This window comes from Methylobacterium sp. Leaf361 (assembly GCF_001424445.1).
Classification (GTDB): Bacteria; Pseudomonadota; Alphaproteobacteria; order Rhizobiales; family Beijerinckiaceae; genus Methylobacterium.
In genome coordinates this window covers 1-15,497 of the sequence record NZ_LMPY01000045.1, presented here as the reverse complement: position 1 = coordinate 15,497, position 15,497 = coordinate 1, and the positions used below count along the sequence as shown (strand labels likewise).

The window sequence follows — 15,497 nt, the reverse complement described above, 5'->3', positions numbered from 1 at the left end:
GTGCCTCCGGTCCCGGAGCTCCTCGCTGACCCGGACGATCCCCGCCTCGAGCCCTATACCCGGATGCGCGAGCGCGACCTCGTGGGCCGCGCCGGGCGCTTCATCGTCGAGGGCGAGGTGACCCTGCGGCTGCTCCTCGGGCGCCGCAGCCGCTTCAGCGCCGAATCGATCCTCCTCGCGCCCGAGCGCTGGCCCGGGCTCGCCGCCGACGTCGCCGCCGCCGCGGAGCCGCCGCCCGTGTTCGGCGCCTCGAAGGCGGTGATGAGCGCCGTGACGGGCTTCCCGATCCACCGCGGGGTCCTCGCGGTCGGCCTGCGCGGGCCGGAGCCCGGCGCGGCCGACCTCGTACCGCCGCCGCCCGCCCCCGCCCTCGTGGTCGGCCTCGCGGGCCTGACCAATCACGACAATGTCGGCGCCGCCTTCCGCAACGCGGCGGCCTTCGGGGCCGACGCCGTGCTCCTCGACGGGGCGAGCTGCGACCCGCTCTACCGCAAGAGCATCCGCGTCTCCGCAGGGGCCGCCCTGATCCAGCCTTTCGCGCGGCTGCCGGAAGGGCAGGACTGGCTGCGGCTCGCCGAAACCCTCGATCTCCAGCCGCTGGCCTTCAGCCCGGGGGCGACCGAAACTCTGGACACGCTCGACGTCCCGGCGCGCGCGCTCCTGATCCTCGGCACCGAGGGACCCGGCCTCGATGCGGCGACGCTGGCCCGGTCGCGTCCGATCCGGATCCCGATGGCCGCCGGCTTCGACTCGCTCAACGTCGCCACCGCGGCGGGCGTCGCCCTCTACACCATCGCGCACGGCCAGGGGCGCCTCGGCAGGACGTGAACGCGCCGCGACGACAGCTCCCTTCGCCCGGGCCGGCCGTTTCCTGAACTCAGTATTCTCCGCGCGGACGCCGCCAAATAGGGCCGGCGCACAATCGTCCGCCTGCAACACATGGACATCTCGACGCCACGCGCGGGTGTGCGCAAGCTGAGATCTCAAGACCGTCACGACGCCGCGCCGGATCGCATGTCGAGTCTCCCGACGCTTCACTTCAACACCGATCCCCTCGAACCCGCGCAGGCCTTCGCGGCCTGGCGCGATCTGATGGCACCCATCGTTCGGATCGAGCAGATCAAAGGGGCTCCGGTGCCGCGCGGGAACCTGTCCTGCACGGTCCTGGGGGACATCCTCGCCAGCCGGATGGTCTTCTCGGCCCAGCACATGGTCCGCGATCGCCGCCACGCCGCGGCGACGCCGGATCACTTCACGTTCATGCTCTACGTGTCGGGTGGCCTGTCCGGGGACGTCGCGGGCAGCCCGGTGGTGCAGCAGCGCAACCGGATCATGGCCGCCAATATGGGCCGGGAACTCGATACCCGCGGGGTGAGCTCCAGCGCGATCGGGCTGACCATCCCGCGGCGCCTGCTGGCCGACTGCGCGGTCGAGCGGATCCCGATCTTCCTCGACAGGGAGCGGAACCGTCTGCTCGTCGCCCGGCTGCACGCCCTGTACCGCCGGCTGCCGACGGCCACCGCCGACGACGAGCCGGCGATCGCGGGTGAGTTGACCGGTTTCGTCCGCCGCCTGTTCGATCCGTCCGCGGCCTCGGACGTGCTGCAGGGCCCGGAATTGGATGCCGGCTTCGTCGCCCTCGTCGAGCACCTGATGGATCTCCACCTGGCCTCGCCCGACCTATCGCCGGACCGCCTCGCCGACGGGGTGGGCGTCTCGCGGACCGTGCTGTACCGCGCCTTCCAGAACGTCGGCGGCGTCATGCACCGGGTCTGGGAGAAGCGGTTGGAGGCGATCCGGATCGCCCTGGAGGATCCGCTCGAGACGCGGGCGCTCGCGCGCTTGGCGAGCGAGCACGGCTTCAAGGATCCCGCCCACCTGAGCCGCGCCTTCCGCGCTCGATTCGGGGTGACGCCGCGGGAATGGCGCCAGACGCGGAGGCCCCACGGCACCCGGACGTTCGAGCAGACGCCCGCCCAGGCCCACGCCTGGTACGAGCGTCTGGGCCAGCGCTGACGCGCCCGCTCCACCGAGGACGGCCCGACACGCGATCCGGCGCTGGCGAGGCCGCCGGTGAGGCCACGGGCGGTCCGCGACGCGGCTCGCCTCGAGAAACCTTGCGGATGTGTATCGACGGTATGATCGTATACAGCGTTGTGCGCGCGACAAACGGCTGCAATTGCCGCGCGATGATGCGAAGCTAGCTTGGCTGCACGGGGTATCGGGATTCTGTGAGGAGTCGGGGACGTTGCTTCAGTCTGGGGATGGGTTGCGGGCGCTGACCGGACGCCGGGTGGCCGTGGTCGGGGCCGGACCGGGCGGACTGGCCGCCGCCCTGCTGCTCGCGCGGGCCGGGATCCACGTCAGCATCTTCGAGAAGGACCCGCAGGTCGGGGGTCGGACGAAGACCGTCGAGGCTCCCGGCGGTTACCGGTTCGATATCGGCCCGACGTTCTTCCTCTATCCACAGATTCTTGCGGATATTTTCGCGAGCTGCGGCGAGCGGCTGGAAGACCACGTCAAGCTCGAGCGGCTCGACCCGCAGTACCACCTCGTGTTCGAGGGCGCGGAGGGGATCTCGGGAACGATCCGCGCGACCGGCGACGTCGAGCGCCTGGAGCGCGAGATCGCCCGCCTCGCGCCGGACGACGCCAAGAACGTCAAGGCCTTCTTCTCCGAGAACCGGACCAAGCTGAACTACTTCAAGCCGGTCCTGGAACAGGCCTTCCACACCCTGCGCAGCATGGCGAGCCCGGCCATGCTGGCCGCCCTGCCCTACCTGCATCCGGGCCGGAGCGTGGACCGGGACCTCAAGCGCCACTTCGCCGACCCGCGGGTGCGCCTCGCCTTCTCGTTCCAGACCAAGTATCTCGGCATGTCGCCGTTCCGGTGCCCGAGCCTGTTCACCATCCTGTCGTTCCTCGAATACGAGCACGGGGTCTATCACCCGGTGGGCGGCTGCGGCGCCGTCTCCGAGGCGATGGCGGGCTTGGCCGGCCGCATGGGAGTGGACCTTCGGCTCAACAGCAACGTCGAGGAGGTGCTGTTCGACGGCAAGCGCGCCACCGGTTTGGTAGCGGACGGCGAGACTTTCAACGCCGACGCGGTGCTGATCAACGGTGACTTCGCGAAGGTCGTGCGCGCCCTCGTCCCGGAGCGGCACCGGCCGCGCTGGCGCGACGCCAAGATCCGGAAGGCTCGGCTCTCCTGCTCGACCTTCATGCTGTATCTCGGCCTCGAGGGGAAAATGCCCGACAGCCTCGGGCATCATACGATCCTCCTGGCCGACGGCTACGAGAAGAACATCCGCGAGATCACGGAGGGCACGCTGCCGATGCAGCCGTCCCTGTACGTGCAGCACGCGGGCTACACGGATGGCGGGATGGCGCCGCCCGGACACACGGCTCTCTACGTGCTGGTGCCGGTGCCCAACCTGAAGGCGGGGATCGACTGGGCGGCGATGCGGGAGACCTACCGCGCCCTGGTCCTGGAACGGCTGAAGCTCCTCGGGATCGACGATCTCGAGTCCCGCATCCGCTACGAGCGGATCATCGACCCGACCCAGTGGGAGGAGGATTTCGCCGTCCACGAGGGCGCCACCTTCAACCTCGCCCACGACCTGATGCAGATGCTGTATTTCCGGCCGCACAATCGTTTCGGACCGGGGCTCTACATCGTCGGCGGCGGCACCCATCCGGGCTCGGGCCTGCCGGTGATCTACGAGGGAGCCCGCATATCGGCCCGGCTGCTGATCGAGGAGCTTGCCGGTGCCCGCGCCGCCGCCGCGGCCGGCATCCCCGACACCGCCCCGCTGGCCACCTCCAGCGAGGCCTCGTGAGCGCGGCGACCGACCGGAGCCTTCTCCGGAGGCCGAGAGGACGCGTGACGGTTGCCGTGGCGGCCTGGTTCTGCGCCGCGGCCGTGCCGGCATGGGCCGCCGCCGTCCAGGTCGAGGTCGACGGCATCGAGCCCGGGGGCGGCCAGGTGCGCGTCGCGCTCTGTCAGGGTGGTCTCTCGGAGACGTCGTGTCTCAGGGGGGACGACGCGCCGGCCACCGCTGACCGGGCGCGGTTCACCTTCCGGGATGTCCCGCCGGGAACCTACGCGGTGGCGGCCTACCAGGACGCCAACGGCAACGGGCGCCTCGACCGCACCGGCCTCGGCCTGCCGCTCGAGCCCTACGGCTTCTCCGGGGCCGTCGGGCGGCGGGCGCGACCCGACTTTGCCGAGGCGGCCTTCGCTCTCCGGGAGCCCGGCGCCGCCGTACGGGTGCGCCTCGGCCGTGCCCTGCCGGGTCGGTGAACCGATGGACGCCCCCCTCGTCCGGCTCGCGGGCGTCGGCCTCGACCTCCGCGGCCGACGGGTGCTGGATCAGGTCGATCTCGACCTCGGCACTGGCGACACCTTGGCGCTGCTCGGACCGAACGGGGCCGGTAAGTCCTCGCTGATGCGCCTCGTGGCGGGGCGCCTCGCCCCGAGTGGGGGATCGGTGCGCGTGGCCGGAGCGGACCCGTACCGCGCGGGACAGGCCCGCCGCGCCATCGGATGGGTGCCGCAGGAGATCGCCCTCTACCCGCGGCTGACGGTGTCGGAAAATCTCGGTGTGTTCGGGCAGCTGGCGGGGGTTTCCCGCCGCGACCGGAAGGCGGCCGTGGAGGCCGCCCTGGCCATGGCCGACATCGGCGACGTGGCGCGACGTCCGGTCGGCGTCCTGTCGGGCGGGTACCGGCGCCGGGTGAACATCGCCGCGAGCCTGATGAACCGGCCCCGGCTGGTGCTCCTCGACGAGCCGACCAGCGGCGTCGACCTTGCCGCGCGGGCCGCGATCCACGCGGTGCTCGACCGCCTGAAGGCCGCCGGCACCGCGATCCTGATTGCCACCCACGATTTCGCCGAGGCGGAACGCCTCGCCTCCCGGGTCGCGTTCCTGGCCCAGGGCCGGGTCGTGCGTGCCGGCCGTCTCGCCGACCTGCTCGCGCAGTTGCGCACGGGCGCGCCCGAGCGGGAGCTGAGCCTCACCGGCGCGGTGACGGGACAGGCCGAGGGCGCGCTGCGCCGGGCCGGCTTCGTGCCCGCCGAGGCTGGCGGCCTCGTCTGGCGGTCGGTCGAACGGGCCGGCCTCGACGGCGCGGCACTGCTCGGCGCCCTGCGCGCCCAGAACGTTCCGGTGGCCGAGATCCGGGTGCGGGCGCCGCGGCTGGAGACGCTCTACCTCGACGCCCTCCGCCCGCGGGAACTGACGGATCCCGAAGCCACCCCGCTCCGGGTCGGGGCCGCCGGATGATCGCTGCCGCCTTCCGGGTTATGCTCCTGACCCTCCTGCGCGACCGGGCCGCGCTGGTGATGGCTTTCGTGCTGCCGACCGTGATCTTCTCGATCTTCGCGGCGATCTTCTCCGGTGCGATCGGCGACCGGATCCGCATCCATCTCGGCTTGGCCGACCTCGTCCACACCGCGGCGACACAGCGCCTCGCCGACGCGCTCGCGGCCGATCCCTCGCTCCGGGTGACGCGGCTGCCCGCGACCGACATCGACGCCGTGGCGCAGGCGGTGCGGGCCGGCGAGGTCGACGTGGCGCTGGTCCTGCGTGGAGACCTGATCGCCGTCCCTGCTGAGGCCGCGCCCGGTTCCGCGGACCAGCCGGTGGTGCTGGTCGAGAACCCCGCCAAGGCGCTGGCGACACCGATCGCCCTCGGCCAGCTCCAGCGGGTCCTGAACGAGGCGCTGCCCGACGTGGTCCTGTCGCGGGTCGTCGCCGACGTCGAGCGCACGGGCAAGATCGGTCCAGACGAGCGCCGGTTCCTCGACGAGGCCTTCGCCGAGCAGCGTGCCAAGAAGGAACCGTTCAGCTTCGCCTCCCTGGTGGAGCGCCGCAGCACCGCGTCCGGGACCGCCAATGCCCGGGTGAGCTACTACGCCGGCGCGATAACCGCGGTGTTCCTGCTCTTCGCCGCCATGCAGGGCGCCATGTCCCTGGTCGAGGAGCGCGAGACGGGCCTCACCGAGCGGCTGATGGCCGGGCCGGGTGGATTGCCCGTCGTGGTGCTCGGAAAGTTCGCCTTCCTGACGCTGCAGGGGCTCGTCCAGGCCGGACTGATCTTCCTGGCCGCCGCGCTTCTCTACGGCGTCGAGATCGGTCCGCACTGGCCGGCCTTCCTGGCCGCCTGCCTGCTGGTCTCCGCGATGGCGGCCGGTCTGGCGCTCGCGGCCTGCGCGCTCGCGGCCTCGCGCCAGCAGGCGCATCTCGCCTCGACCTTCGGGGTGCTGCTGCTCTCGGCGGTCGGAGGCTCGATGGTCCCGCGGTTCCTGATGCCGCCCTGGCTGCAGCAGGCCGGATGGCTCACCCCGAACGCCTGGGCGATCGAGGCCTACCAGAGCGCCCTGGGCGAGGGCTTCTCCGCCGCGGCCCCGGCCCTGGGCGTCCTGGCGGCGCTGACCCTGGCCGGTCTCGCGTTCGCCCTCGCGTTGGCGGCGCGGCGGACGGCCTAGGTCCCGGCGTGCCGATCCGGACGGCGCTACTCCACGTAGACGCCGGCACCGACCAGCGCCTCCACGCCGGCCACGCGCGTCGCGCAAACGTAGCTCCATTTCACGCTCGGCGCCGACTGGCCGGGCTTCGGGAACATGTAGTCGACCCATCCGGACCCGAACCGCGTGACGGCGTCGATGAGATCGTGGTGGAACTGCTTCCCGTCGGCGTCGCGCTCGTGGAGCAGGTCGTGGCCCTCGCGGTTCGGATGGGCGGCGTTGAAGAGGACGATCCCCCGCAGGTCGACGACGAACAGGTAGACGTCCCCGTATCGCCAGGTGCTCCCCTTGCGCCGGAACGCGTCGAACGCCCGCGCGCCCTCGGCCTCCAGCATGTCGGCCGCCCTGTTGACCAGGGCCTCGATCTCGGCCGCCTGGTGCAACGGCGGGGGTGCTCGCCGGGCGGTGGCCGGGATGGCCAACCCCAGGACGAGCAGCACGATCCCGACCAGCAGGGTCCTCGACAGGCCGTCGCACCGCCGCGTCGCCGGCAGCCGGGGATCTGCACGCCTCGCGTGGCTCGCCCGATCCTCCGGGGAAGCCTTAGGAATGCGCCTCGATGCCATGGCCCGCGTACCCGCCGCGCCGCCGGAGGAAGAGCAGCCAGTTCCGCTTCCGCGGAGGGGACGGAGGTGGGGACGGGCCGACCGCGTTGGGCAGGGCCAGGAACGCCAGCCGCCTGCGGTGCCGCTCGATGATGCGGTCGAGGTTCCGCAGCGCCGCGAGGCCCTGGTTCGCCATCAGGGAGTGCCCCTCGCAGGCACCTCTCCGGTCCAGGTCGGCAACGATGTTCTCCGCGTGAGCGAGGATATCCCGGGCTTCCGCGCAGTAGAGCTCCACCTCGGCGAGATCTGGCATCCTGTCCTCCGCGCTGATCGTTCCTCGGAGTCCGAGACGGCAGGGGTAAACCCGGCCTCGCGGGGCGCATCACCCGTTTGGAGGAGTCGGGCCCGATTTCAGCGCCCGCCTCCCGCGACGATCCGCGCCGTTCCTGCGACGCGGTGCGCACCGACATAGAGGCGCCTCCGCTACGGCCGCGCTCCCCGGTATCCCGCATGCTCCGCCTGCTCATCGCCGACGGCAACGATCGCGCCGCCCGCGACCGCCACGTCGCGGCCACCGGACGAACCTCGGCCGAGTCCTACGCGGCGGTGGTGCGGGACCTCGCGCCGGGCTCCGTCTGCCGGCACGTCAACGCCGCCGACGCCGACGCGGCCCTGCCGGCGGGTCTCGCGGAGTTCGATGGCCTGATCTTCACCGGCTCGACCCTCAAGGTCTCGGAGGGCACGCCGGCCGTGAACCGGCAGCTCGACCTGATGCGCGTGGCCTTCGAGGCCGGGCGCGCGGTCTTCGGCTCGTGCTGGGGCGTACAGGTCGCCGCCACGGTGGCGGGCGGGCGCGCCGCCGAGAACCCCCGCGGGCCGGAATACGGCTTCGCCCGGGCGATCACCCCGACCGAGGAGGGCCGAACTCACCCTCTGCTCGCCGGACGGCCGGCGACCTGGGACGCCCCGGCGATCCACTCCGACGCCGTCCTAGAGCCGCCCCCGGGCGCCCGCGTGCTCGCCGGCAACCGCGTTCTCGGCATCCAGGCCCTCGAGATCCGCCGGGATCGCGGCTGGTTCTGGGGGACGCAGTATCATCCCGAGCTCGACCTCGACGAGCTGGCCGCGATGCTGCGCCTCTGCGACACCGCCATCGTCGAGGCGGGACTCGCCGAGAACTCGCGGGCCGTAGCCGCTTATGCCGACGAAGTCGCGGCGCTCCAGGGCCACGACCCGGAGACCGCGCGCCGCCTGGCCTGGCGTCACGGCGTCGGGCCCGAGGTGCTGGAGGCCGGGCTCCGCCGGCGGGAGATCGGAAACTTCCTGGCGCGCCTGTCCACAGGCGAGCGCCGCCACTAGGCGACCGCGACCGGGTGGCGCGTTGACCCGCCCGGCCCCAGGTCTAGCTTCGCTCTGCGGGCCACGCCTTCCTCGGCCCGGGGAGCCAGCCAGCAGGATGAGCCAGGATTCCACGGTCGCCGTCATCGGCAGCGGGCTCGGCGGACTCGCCGCCGCGTGCGTAGCGGCCGCGCGGGGCCACCGCGTGACGGTCTACGACAAGAACGGCTGGCTCGGCGGAAAGGCGGCGGTGCTCCACGAGGGCGGCTTCCGCTTCGACATGGGGCCGACGATCCTGACCGTGCCCCGGGTGCTGGAGCGGATCTTCGCGGAGTCCGGCCGCTCGGTCCACGACTACATGGACCTGCGCCGCCTGGACCCGCAGTGGCGCTGCTTCTTCGACGACGGCACGCATATCGACCTGATGCAGGACGTCGAGCGGATGGCCGGCGACATGGAGCGCTTCGCCCCCGGCACCGGCGAGGGCTACAAGAAGTTCATCACCATCTCCGAGCATCTTCACGGCGTGTCCGAGAAATTCTTCTTCTGGAAGCCGGTCGAGGACCTGTTCGACACGATCAACATCCGCGCCAACATGAACCCGGGCACGCTGCGCGACGTACTGTCGCTGCGCATGCACGCCTCGGTGGCCTCGACGATCCGCGGCAAGGTCAAGGACGCGCGGCTCGCGCAGATGCTCGACCACTTCGTGCAGTATGTCGGCTCCTCGCCCTACGGCGCGCCGGCGGTGCTCTGCGCCATCGCCCACATGCAGACGGCCGACGGCGTCTGGTACCCGATGGGCGGCACCCGCGCCGTTGCCGAGGGGCTGGCGAAGCTCGCCCAGGAACTCGGCGCCACGTGCAAGACCGACACCGAGGTGACCGGGATCGAGACCGCCAACGGCGCGGTCCGGGGCGTGCGGACGGCCGCGGGGGTCACGCCCTACGACGCGGTGATCTCCAACATGGACTCGGTCCGCACCTACCGCGAGCTCGTGGGCGGCGAGGCCGCCAAGGCCTACGCCAAGAAGAACCCCGAACCGGCCTGCTCGGGCGTGGTGCTTTATCTCGGCCTGAACAAGCGCTACGAGCACCTCAATCACCACGACTTCGTCTTCTCCCGCGACCCGGAGGAGGAGTTCGACTACATCTACAACAAGGGCGAGCCGGCCCCGGACCCCACCGCCTATCTGGCAGCTCCCTCCTCCACCGATCCGAGCGTGGCGCCCGAGGGCGGCGAGGCGCTCTACGTCCTCGTGCACACGCCGTATCTGCGGCCGCACCACGACTGGCGCCCGGACGGGCCGCTGTTCCAGAACTACCGCCGCACGATCCTCGACAAGCTCAAGCGCACCGCCGGCATGCCGGACCTCGAAGAGCGTATCGTCGTCGAGCGCCACCTCACGCCGCAGGACATCCACGAGCGCTACAAGGTCCTGAACGGCGCGATCTACGGCCTCGCCTCCCACGGGCGCGTGATGGGGGCGTTCAAGCCCGGCAACCGGTCGCGGCAGGTGCGCGGCCTCTACCTCGCGGGCGGCGCCGCCCATCCGGGGCCCGGCATGCCGATGGTGATGATGTCGGGCTGGATCGCCGCCGACGCGCATGACCAGGACGCGCGCGGCGCCCTGCGCGCCTCGGCGTGACCGCGACGCCGCCATCTCCGCCCCCCGGTGCGGGGGGCGCGAGAGGCGCGCACGGCGCCCCCCTGCCCCCGGTCTCGCCCCGGATCCGCGCCTTCATGGTGGCGTGGTTCGAGCGATACCTGCACCGCCACCTCGACGCCCTGCGGCTGCCCCTCTGGAGCACGCCGCCTGACGCGAACCATCCCGGCGCGATCGTGGTCTACTGCAACCATCCGGCCTGGTGGGACGCCGCGCTGATCATCGTGCTGGGCGGCCGGCTCTATCCGGAGCGGGCGAGCCGCGCGCCGTTCGACGCCGCGATGCTGGCGCGCTACCGCATCTTCGAGCGGATCGGCGCCTTCGGCGTCGACCTCGACAGCCCGCGCGGGGCGGCACAGTTCCTGGCAGCCGCACGGTCGATCCTCGGAGCCCCCGACGGCATGCTCTGGATCACCGCGCAGGGCCGCTTCGCCGATGCCCGCGCGCGGCCGCTGGCCCTCCGTCCCGGCGTCGCGCGGCTCGCCGAGATCGCCCCCGACGCGCTCTTCGTCCCGCTCGCCGTCGAGTACACCTACTGGGACGAGCGCGGCGCGGGAGCCTTCGCGGCCTTCGGGCCGGGGATCGCCGGATCCGAACTCGCCGCGCTCCCGCGCGATCAGCGCCTCGCGCGCCTGGAATCCGAACTGACCCGAACCCTCGACCGCCTGAGCGCCGACGTGATCAGCCGGGAGCCTGGACGCTTCCGCACCCTGCTTTCCGGCCGGAAGGGCGTCGGCGGCCTCTACGACCTGTGGCGACGCCTGTCGGCCCGGCTCTCCGGCCGCCGGTTCGATCCGGCGCACCGCGCCGCGGGCGGCCAGGATCGCGCCGGATGAGACCGCCCGCGCGCGCCAGATCCCGCCCGATCCCCTATCGTGGCGCCCCCCCCTGCCGGCGCAGACGATGACCGACTCGATCCTCACGGCCCTGGCGTACCTCTGCCTCGCCACCGCCCTCCTGCCGGCCATCCTGGCGGCGGTGAATCTCGCGGTCCTGCGCCGGCCCGCGGTGGAGATCGGGGCCGGTCTCGTCTCGATCCTGATCCCGGCGCGCAACGAGGCCGGCAACATCGACGCCACCGTGCGGGCGGCGCTCGCCAGCGCCGCGGTCCCAGTGGAGGTGATCGTCGGCGACGACCATTCCACCGACGCGACCGCCGAGATCGTGCGCGCCGTCGGCGACCCGCGCCTGCGTCTCGTCCCGGTGCCGGCCCTGCCCGACGGATGGACGGGCAAGAACCACGCCTGCAGCCACATGGCCGGGCTCGCCCGCGGCGACCACCTGCTGTTCATCGACGCCGATGTGCGCCTCGAGGCCGGGGCAGCCGCCGCCCTCGCGGCGCAGGCTCGCCGCACCGGCGCGGCCCTCGTCAGCGGCGTGCCCCGGCAGCGGACCGACACGGTGGGTGAGATGCTGACGGTGCCGATGATCGACTTCCTGCTCCTCGGCTTCCTGCCCGTGCCGCTGATGCGCCGCCTGTCCGACCCGTCGCTCGGCGCGGCCTGCGGTCAACTGATCCTGATGGATCGGGGGGCCTACGCGGCCACCGGTGGCCACGGCGCGATCCGCACCTCCCTGCACGACGGAGTCCGCCTGCCCCGCTTGTTCCGGGCCGCGGGCTACCGGACGGATCTCGTGGCCGCCGCCGCGCTGGCCACCTGCCGGATGTACGACGGCTTCGCCCAAGCCTGGGCCGGCTTCTCCAAGAACGCCCACGAGGGCATGGCCACGCCCCGCGCCCTTCCGATCTGGACCTTGCTCCTCGGCTGCGGTCAGATCCTGCCGCCGCTCCTCGTCCTGGCCGGGCTGCTCGGGCTGCTGCCGGCCTCCGCCCTGACCCCGGCCGCCCTGGCCCTCGGCCTGTCCCTGGCGACCCGAACGGCCGTCACCGTCGCGGTCCGGGCCCCGTGGGCGACGATCCCGCTCCACCCCGCGGCGGTCGCGGTGGCCCTGGCGATCCAGTGGAACGTGCTCCTGCGCCGCGAACGGGCCGGCGCGGCGACCTGGAAGGGCCGCAGCTATCCGGTGAGCGGCGGCTGACCCGCGCGGGCCGGCGGAACAGAGGATGCCAGCCCGCGCCCGGACCTCACGGTTGGGACGGCTGGCACGGATCGGTGGAGCGGGCCTTTCCGACCTGCGGCTTCAGCGAGACGATGAGCTGCACGTTCGGCACGTCGCCGACCTGCCGGGTCAGGTGTCCGACATGGCTCTCAGGCCCCTGCGGTGTCGATCCCATATCGGCGTTGAATTCCACCTCGCCGGGGCCCTGCTCCAGCACCGACCCGTCCGTAGCCTCCACGGACCAGCGGCCCGACAGGGTGATCACCCATTGGGGACCCGGCGCCGTGTGCCATGTGCCGACATAGCCGACCGGCAGGACCGCGTACTTGATCGACGTCACCTCACCCGGCGGAAAGCCGACATATTGCGGCGCTGCCGGAGGCGCGTAGCTCTTGAAGATGAAGTTCTTCAGGTCGCAATACTGGACATGGCTGTGGCCCTTGTCATCGGCATAGAGGACACCGTACCGCAAGGCGGGCGGATCGGCCGATGCGAGGCCGGCGGGACCGGACGGCGCCGGAACGACGGTCATCAGCGGCTCGCTCTTCGGCGCCCCGGCTGCCTGAGCCCCCAACGCGCCCGCGACCGACGCGACCAGGGCCAACTCGACCCGCCCTACACACCTGAACCATCCCATGATCTACCCTCCACGTCGCTTCGTGTGCGGCGAACACACGGATGAGTTTCTAGGCTCCAACACCCGCCAATCTCAATCGTCCGCACCGTTAGCTCTGAAAGCACGCTTCGTCCAACAATGGTATTCTGAATATATACTTCGGAGACATGATATTTATTTATGCGGACATTTATTTTTCAAGCCGAGGTCGCGAGACCGTTCTCTGCCAGACCATCGGAGCGCCTGCACCGGCGATGCGCTGCTCTTGTCCACAGGCGTCTGGCGTGATTACCCAGGCCTGTGATGGCGGGGTTCAGGCGCCGATGGTTTTGAGGACGGTGCTGAAGGGGCTGCTGCCTGTGATGCGGGCGGTGTCGACGACGGGTAGCCGTTGGTCACCTTCCGCTGCACGACGGCCGGACGCAGCAGCCGCTCGGAGCCGTTATTGGTCGGCTCGACCTTTCCAGGATAGGCGAGGAACACCAGGAACTGATCGCGCGCGCGGCTGATCTTGGCCTGGAGCTCGCGGGTCAGGTCACAGCGGCTCGACGTGGCGAGGATGGCGCCGAGTTGCCGATCCAGGCTCCGGCGCTTGGCCGAGAGCGTCGAGGCAGCCAAGTGGGTGACGCGCTCGGCCAGGGCGAAGACGCTCTGTAGCCAGAGTTGCAGGCGCCAGGGGACGGGATCGTCGCTGACCTCGACGACGTAGGCGACATCGCGGGCCAGATGCGCCAGGCAGGTCTGGTGCTCATCCGCGTGGCCCTGTTGGGCGGTGTAGCGGTCCGAGATCCACACCSCGGGCCGGTGCCCGTCCATCATCTCGCGCACCACGACAGCACCGCGCGTCGGCGAAGCCGTGTGCACCACGGCCGCGGCTGAGTGGAACAGCCAGTGGTAAGCGTTCGAGCCCTCGATGCGCACGCCGGTCTCGAGGCGACGACCTCAGCCTTGCGCAGCATCGCGATGGCCGCGTCACGACCGGCACGGAAGCAGCCCTGCGCGCGGCGGAGCAGGTTCATCAGCCCGCCCTGGCTGAGGGTGAGGCCGAACAGGTCACACAGCACTGCCTGCAGCCGCTCGTAGGACAGGCTCCGGCACCGGTGCGACCACCCGCTCCCCACAGCGCGGGCAACGGACCGCGAGACGCTGGTGCTGCGTCACGATCGGCGCCACCGCGGGCAGCTCGATCTGCTCGGCGACGCTGACGACCTCTGCCGGAAGAGTGGCGTGCAGGCCGGCGCCGCAGCACGCGCACGCCTCGAAGGTGACCAACGGCTACCGCGCCATGTGGGCGGCCGAGGGCGAGGCCGCCATCCGCACCGTCGTCGACACTGCCCGCCTCACAGTCAGCAGCTCCTTCGGTACCATCCTCAAAACTGTCGACGCCTGAACCCCGTCATCACAGGGCTGGGTAATTACGCGTGAACCCCATCAGGTCGACTCAGACCGAACCGAAAACGCTCTAATTTTCCACCAAATCCAACGGAAAGCCACCCGGTAGGGGCTGATGAGGGAGAATTTTTATTAAACCTCAATTTTATCTTCTATTTAAGTGCGGGAATGTTACATAAACCCCTTAGTTATCCTACTATATACTGACGCGCTTATGCTGCTCAGTGCACGCTTTACTGACTCACCGAGTTAATCGCTTGAGCCGGTGCAACACAATAAGAATTGTTAGATGCAACAAACGAACCAAAGCGACCAAGGTCAGCATGAATAAGAGACTATATGCACCTCGGTGCACTAAGTAACGTCTTGCAGACGCTAGCTCGCGCAGAAAGCTGCGTAGGCTATCACCATGAACGTATAATAAGCGGCTCTTTTTCCAACCACTCAGGTAAGCAGCTCGGCACTCCCGTTTTAGCAGATATTTCGCGTAGTAAGCCCCGCGTCCATAGTCATAACTCTTCATTAAAATCGGAACGTCCGGCGCTTTGCGTCGGTGATGATGCCGGACTACTGGTCGGGGATCAAATGCTGAGCGTAAACCGGCCCATGCAACCGCCGCTACGACATCTACATCCTCGCAAGGAAATGGAGTCCCCGCTCCTAAGTCGCGATCAAAGCCACCAATCTGTTCTAGCGCTTTTCGACGCAGCGCAATGTTTGCGCCCTGCAACGTGCCGGCCGGTATAAATTGGAATGGAGCGATGTCGACGCGCACTTCACGCTCATCTATGGTAATTGGATAATCGTTGGGATCGTGCAGTAATATTCGACCACCAACGCACGCCAAGCCTGGGTCTTGATCAAATACTTTAAGAATCTTGTCAACATAGTCACGTTCAGGGTAGCAGTCATCGTCGGTGAAGGCGACAACTGCGCCGGATGTATTGCGCCATGCAATATCCCGGGCATTTCCTAGCCCAATCTCGAGAACTTGCATCGTTCGGAGGCGACCGCCTAAGTCATCGAAAGCCTCCAGAACATCCGCGGTGCCATCCGTCGACGCGTTATCAACGACCAGAACTTCCCAGCTTCGCTTAGTTTCTATTCGCGCGAGCGAGGAAAGCGTCTCGCCGAGATTTTGGGCGCGATTTCGGCTGCAGATCACTATCGAAAGCTCAACGCCCATTTAACCGCCCCACTGGAAAGTGTCGCTGGAGTTGCCCCTGTCAAACCGGACACGGGGCTGGTTGCATTGGCCTGCCCCCATGCGGTGGCCCAGGTTCGAAGTTAGTGCATCGTCGGTCGCGTGACGATGGCTGGGCGAGCGAGCGGCGCTGAAGTGCTCGGTTCC

At 70.0% G+C, this 15,497-nt stretch carries 15 protein-coding genes and 1 pseudogene; 11 read left to right on the top strand and 5 right to left on the bottom strand.

The features are described 5' to 3' along the window. The 6 genes from ASG32_RS23815 to ASG32_RS23790 all read left to right on the top strand — a co-directional run bounded on the left by ASG32_RS23815 (position 1) and on the right by ASG32_RS23790 (position 6,489). The gene (locus ASG32_RS23815) at positions 1–828 is read left to right on the top strand and encodes an RNA methyltransferase (RefSeq protein WP_199866156.1); all 828 of its coding nucleotides are present in this window, start codon (positions 1–3) and stop codon (positions 826–828) included. Between the two features lie 186 nt (positions 829–1,014). Next, the gene (locus ASG32_RS23810; RefSeq protein ID WP_056531421.1) at positions 1,015–2,016 is read left to right on the top strand and encodes a helix-turn-helix domain-containing protein; all 1,002 of its coding nucleotides are present in this window, start codon (positions 1,015–1,017) and stop codon (positions 2,014–2,016) included. A gap of 232 nt (positions 2,017–2,248) precedes the next feature. After that, positions 2,249–3,838: a phytoene desaturase family protein gene (crtI, locus tag ASG32_RS23805; RefSeq protein WP_056531419.1), complete on the top strand. Its 1,590-nt coding sequence runs from the start codon at positions 2,249–2,251 to the stop codon at positions 3,836–3,838. A gap of 44 nt (positions 3,839–3,882) precedes the next feature. Continuing rightward, positions 3,883–4,302: a DUF2141 domain-containing protein gene (locus ASG32_RS23800; protein ID WP_056531417.1), complete on the top strand. Its 420-nt coding sequence runs from the start codon at positions 3,883–3,885 to the stop codon at positions 4,300–4,302. Positions 4,303–4,306: 4 nt separating this feature from the next. Beyond that, positions 4,307–5,284 (top strand): ABC transporter ATP-binding protein, encoded by a 978-nt coding sequence (locus ASG32_RS23795; protein WP_056531415.1) that lies wholly within the window; start codon positions 4,307–4,309, stop codon positions 5,282–5,284. Further along, complete coding sequence (locus ASG32_RS23790) at positions 5,281–6,489, top strand: ABC transporter permease (RefSeq protein ID WP_056531413.1); 1,209 nt, start codon at positions 5,281–5,283, stop codon at positions 6,487–6,489. Before ASG32_RS23795 ends, ASG32_RS23790 begins: the two co-directional genes overlap by 4 nt. A gap of 26 nt (positions 6,490–6,515) precedes the next feature. Here the strand turns inward: ASG32_RS23790 and ASG32_RS23785 are convergent, their stop codons facing one another. Both ASG32_RS23785 and ASG32_RS23780 read right to left on the bottom strand, forming a co-directional pair. Beyond that, on the bottom strand, positions 6,516–7,094 hold the full coding sequence (locus tag ASG32_RS23785) for a cache domain-containing protein (RefSeq protein ID WP_244492159.1): 579 nt from the start codon (positions 7,092–7,094) through the stop codon (positions 6,516–6,518). Continuing rightward, the gene (locus tag ASG32_RS23780) at positions 7,072–7,386 is read right to left on the bottom strand and encodes a hypothetical protein (protein ID WP_056531411.1); all 315 of its coding nucleotides are present in this window, start codon (positions 7,384–7,386) and stop codon (positions 7,072–7,074) included. The genes ASG32_RS23785 and ASG32_RS23780 overlap by 23 nt, the downstream gene beginning before the upstream one ends. 197 nt (positions 7,387–7,583) lie before the next feature. Here ASG32_RS23780 and ASG32_RS23775 point away from each other — a divergent pair, with 197 nt between their 5' ends. The 4 genes from ASG32_RS23775 (at position 7,584) to ASG32_RS23760 (ending at position 12,117) form a co-directional block, all read left to right on the top strand. Then, positions 7,584–8,432, top strand: coding sequence for a type 1 glutamine amidotransferase (locus ASG32_RS23775; RefSeq protein WP_056531409.1), 849 nt, complete (start codon positions 7,584–7,586; stop codon positions 8,430–8,432). Positions 8,433–8,529: 97 nt separating this feature from the next. Continuing rightward, positions 8,530–10,059 (top strand): phytoene desaturase family protein, encoded by a 1,530-nt coding sequence (gene crtI / locus ASG32_RS23770; RefSeq protein ID WP_020090860.1) that lies wholly within the window; start codon positions 8,530–8,532, stop codon positions 10,057–10,059. Positions 10,060–10,154: 95 nt separating this feature from the next. Next, positions 10,155–10,913: a lysophospholipid acyltransferase family protein gene (locus tag ASG32_RS23765; protein ID WP_056531407.1), complete on the top strand. Its 759-nt coding sequence runs from the start codon at positions 10,155–10,157 to the stop codon at positions 10,911–10,913. Positions 10,914–10,980: 67 nt separating this feature from the next. Then, on the top strand, positions 10,981–12,117 hold the full coding sequence (locus tag ASG32_RS23760; protein ID WP_056531405.1) for a glycosyltransferase: 1,137 nt from the start codon (positions 10,981–10,983) through the stop codon (positions 12,115–12,117). A 46-nt stretch (positions 12,118–12,163) separates the two neighbouring features. Here the strand turns inward: ASG32_RS23760 and ASG32_RS23755 are convergent, their stop codons facing one another. Then, positions 12,164–12,742, bottom strand: a complete 579-nt coding sequence (locus tag ASG32_RS23755; protein ID WP_244492157.1) for a hypothetical protein — start codon at positions 12,740–12,742, stop codon at positions 12,164–12,166. A gap of 325 nt (positions 12,743–13,067) precedes the next feature. After that, a pseudogene (locus tag ASG32_RS23750) lies at positions 13,068–14,014 on the bottom strand (transposase); the annotation flags it as partial. A 4-nt stretch (positions 14,015–14,018) separates the two neighbouring features. On the opposite strand from ASG32_RS23750, the gene ASG32_RS35695 reads away from it, so the two are divergent. After that, positions 14,019–14,144 (top strand): hypothetical protein, encoded by a 126-nt coding sequence (locus tag ASG32_RS35695; protein ID WP_280141609.1) that lies wholly within the window; start codon positions 14,019–14,021, stop codon positions 14,142–14,144. 243 nt (positions 14,145–14,387) lie between these two features. Here ASG32_RS35695 and ASG32_RS32880 read toward each other — a convergent pair whose 3' ends face one another. Further along, the gene (locus tag ASG32_RS32880; protein ID WP_082558034.1) at positions 14,388–15,332 is read right to left on the bottom strand and encodes a glycosyltransferase; all 945 of its coding nucleotides are present in this window, start codon (positions 15,330–15,332) and stop codon (positions 14,388–14,390) included. Positions 15,333–15,497 lie beyond the last annotated feature (165 nt).

Bases quoted from the DNA above. Each gene is read 5' to 3' on its own strand.
- ASG32_RS23785 (WP_244492159.1), bottom strand. From the start codon at position 7,094: ATGGCATCGAGGCGCATTCCTAAGGCTTCCCCGGAGGATCGGGCGAGC.
- ASG32_RS23765 (WP_056531407.1), top strand. From the start codon at position 10,155: ATGGTGGCGTGGTTCGAGCGATACCTGCACCGCCACCTCGACGCCCTG.
- ASG32_RS32880 (WP_082558034.1), bottom strand. From the start codon at position 15,332: ATGGGCGTTGAGCTTTCGATAGTGATCTGCAGCCGAAATCGCGCCCAA.
- crtI (WP_020090860.1), top strand. From the start codon at position 8,530: ATGAGCCAGGATTCCACGGTCGCCGTCATCGGCAGCGGGCTCGGCGGA.
- ASG32_RS23780 (WP_056531411.1), bottom strand. From the start codon at position 7,386: ATGCCAGATCTCGCCGAGGTGGAGCTCTACTGCGCGGAAGCCCGGGAT.
- ASG32_RS23775 (WP_056531409.1), top strand. From the start codon at position 7,584: ATGCTCCGCCTGCTCATCGCCGACGGCAACGATCGCGCCGCCCGCGAC.
- ASG32_RS23810 (WP_056531421.1), top strand. From the start codon at position 1,015: ATGTCGAGTCTCCCGACGCTTCACTTCAACACCGATCCCCTCGAACCC.
- ASG32_RS23795 (WP_056531415.1), top strand. From the start codon at position 4,307: ATGGACGCCCCCCTCGTCCGGCTCGCGGGCGTCGGCCTCGACCTCCGC.
- ASG32_RS23790 (WP_056531413.1), top strand. From the start codon at position 5,281: ATGATCGCTGCCGCCTTCCGGGTTATGCTCCTGACCCTCCTGCGCGAC.
- ASG32_RS23760 (WP_056531405.1), top strand. From the start codon at position 10,981: ATGACCGACTCGATCCTCACGGCCCTGGCGTACCTCTGCCTCGCCACC.